Consider the following 3,126-nt stretch of genomic DNA (forward strand, 5'->3'; position numbering starts at 1 on the left):
AGCCGCGCCTCGATCTCGCCAAGCTCGATCCGGAAGCCACGGATCTTCACCTGATGGTCGGAGCGGCCGACATATTCAATCACACCATCGGCACGCCAACGCGCCACATCGCCGGTGCGATACAGCCGCGCGCCCGGCAAACCAAACGGATCCGGGATGAACCGCTCCGCCGTCAGTTTACCGCGCCGCCAATAGCCGCGCGCCAGACCAGCGCCGCCGATATAAAGCTCCCCGGCAACCCCAACCGGCGCAACGTTGAGCTCGCGATCCAGAATATAGGCCGAGCGGCGTCCGACCGGCCGGCCGATCGGCGCATAACTGCCATCGATCTCTGCGCTGACGTCGACCTTCCAAACCAATGGGGTCACAACGGTTTCGGTCGGACCGTAGCCGTTGATCAGTGTCCGCGGTTTCAGTGCGCGTTTGATCTTATCAAAGCCCTCCTTCGGCATTGCCTCACCGCCGAAGGAGTAGAGCTCAACCGGCGGCGGATCACCGTGCCACGCCGCGAAGTCTGCGAGCTGCTGCACGTAAGCCGTCGGGAATCCTGCGTTGGTAACGCGCTTTTCGCGCAGCACATCCAGCGTCTGCTCGGCCGACCATAGATCGCCGTCGCGCATTACGAGCGCGGCACCGCACGTCAACGCCGTCCAGAGGCGCTCATGGGCGCCGTCAAAAGTGAAGGAGAGGAAGTGCAGCTCGCGCGAGTTCCGATCCATGTCGTAAAGACCGGCAGTGACCTCGCAATGCATCGCGAACGGCCCGTGCTCGACGGCGACGCCCTTCGGGACACCGGTGGAGCCTGACGTATAGATGACATAGGCCAGACTGGCGGGCGCTACTTTGATCCCCACGTCACCGTCGTATTCCGCTTCCAGATCAGACGAGTCGAGCGCAGCAACCTCAATTCCGGCCAGCGGCGTCAGCGTCGCATCTTCTGTATCAATCAGCACAACACGCGCACCCGCATCGCGCAGGGTGTCGACCTGTCGTTTCGCCGGATGCTCGGGATCGAGCGGCAGATAGGCCGCCCCTGTCTTCAAGACCGCAACGAACGCAATGACGAGCGACGGCGAACGTCGCGCCGAAATGCCAACCAGATCAGAGGGACGAACGCCTAGGCTGATCAAGCGGTGTGCAAGCTGATTGGCGCGACGATCAAGCTCGGCATAGGTGATAATCTCGTCACCGAAGATCAGCGACGGCGCATCCGGTGTCTCGCGCGCGAACTTGGTGACCGTTCGATGCACGGGCTCGAATGAACTTCCAGTGTCGGCACTTCCATTCCATCGGCGCAGTCTGGCCCATTCCTCCTCGGATAGCAGGTCCATGCCGGCGATCGGCTGCGCATCCTTCTCGACCATCGACCTAAGGATCGTGACCCAATGCAACGCAAGACGCTCGATCGTGGCAGTCTCGAACAGCGTGGTTGCATAGGTGAAGATCGCGCGGATTTCGCCGGACGGCCCTTCTTCGCTATCGAGGGCGAAGTCGAATTTGACTGTCTCTGCCTCAGCATCGATCTTTTCGATCTGTAGGTTGGTCAGACTTGGTGGATTGCCCGACGCGCGCCGGCGTTGGTGGTTGTAGAGTACCTGAACGAGTGGATTCTGACTCAGGCTGCGCTTTGGTTGCAGGATTTCGAGCAAGCGCTCGAATGGAAGGTCCTGGTTCTCCTGCGCTTCAATTGTCGCCGAATGGACAGAGCCTATGAAGTCCGCAATCGTGGCGCATCCATCGATCTCGGTGCGAAGCACCTGGGTGTTGACGAACAGCCCGATCACGCCGCGGGTTTCATCGCGGTGGCGGTTGGCAACAGGCACGCCGACGCAGATGTCTGACTGACCGGTGTAACGGTAGAGCAGCAGCTTGAAACTCGCCAACAGCACGACAAACAACGTCGTCCGATGCCGACGAGCCAGCGCGCGCAACCCATCCGCAAGCTCCGGATCGAGCGCGAGGCGAAGCGCCGATCCGGCGAGGTCGGGCACCGCCGGCCGCGCATGGTCGATCGGAAGCTGCAACACGGCCGGGTCTTGGAGGCGGCCGGTCCAATATTCGACCTGCCGTCCGCCGTCGACTGCGCTCATCCATAGCCGTTGCCATTCGGCATAGTCGACATACTCAATATCGGGTTGCGCTAGCGTTGGCGTTTCGCCACACGCAAATGCCGCATATAATTTCCAGAACTCGTCAACCAGCACACCCATCGACCAGCCGTCGGCCACAATATGGTGCAAGGTGACCACGAGAAAATGATCGTCCTCCCCGAGCGCCAGCAATGCGACGCGCATCAGCGGGCCCGCCTCGAGATCGAAAGGCATCAAGGCTTCCTGACGCGCCAGCAGGCGCGCCTGCCCTTCACGGTCATTACCATCGATCATCACCTGCCGAAGCGCGACCGGTCGTGGATCGAGCACGATCTGTTCAGCTTCGCTGCCCTCTTGCCGGAAGATCGTGCGGAGCGCGCTATGACGAATGGCCAACGTATCGAACGCCTGCTGCAACGCGCGCATTTGAAGGTCGCCGCGTATCCGCACGGTCGCCGAAATGTTGTAGGCGGAGCTATCCGGGTCCATCCGCCACAGAAACCACAGCCGCGACTGCGCGAAGGATAACGGCGCCTGTGTTCGCTCCTGCCGTGCGATCGGCAGCATCTCAAGATTGACACCCCTTGCCGCAAGCTGCGTCAGGAACGTCTTCTGCTTGATAGCGTCAAGACGCATCAGGCGATGAGAGATATCGCGAAGCTGCTTATGCGCGGCGGTGTCACTCATCGGCAAGTTCGACTTCCTTCAGCATGTCGAGCATCGCGGCTATGTCGTCGCTGCGCTTATCGACTTCCATTTCAGGCGCGAGCGCAACCGCCATGCTTTCGACGGTCGTCATGTCAAACAGCCGGCTCAGCGGCAGGTCCTGACCGAGATCGCGCTTAATGCGACTGACGAGTTGAATGGCGATAATCGAATCTCCGCCAAGCTCGAAGAAATTGTCGGTGACGCCGATGGTGGGCTGTTGCAGTAGGTCGGCCCAGATCGCCGCGAGCGTGGCTTCCGCCGGCGTGCGCGGCGCGATGTGCCCGGCCGAGGCCGCAAGCTGGTCCGGCGCCGGCAGCGCCTTGCGGTC

General features: G+C 61.5%; 2 protein-coding genes. Both read right to left on the reverse strand.

All coding sequences use genetic code 11. The annotated features are described in order from the left end of the window. Positions 1 to 2,777, reverse strand: a 2,777-nt coding sequence (locus AC1RT6_RS21165; RefSeq protein ID WP_493029655.1) for an amino acid adenylation domain-containing protein, incomplete at its 3' end; no start/stop codon positions are given. Next, on the reverse strand, positions 2,770 to 3,126 hold a 357-nt coding region (locus tag AC1RT6_RS21170; protein WP_493029656.1), incomplete at its 5' end, for a phosphopantetheine-binding protein. The genes AC1RT6_RS21170 and AC1RT6_RS21165, both read right to left, overlap by 8 nt.

The sequence above is a fragment of the Nitrobacter sp. MLSD-S21 genome (assembly GCF_058809865.1).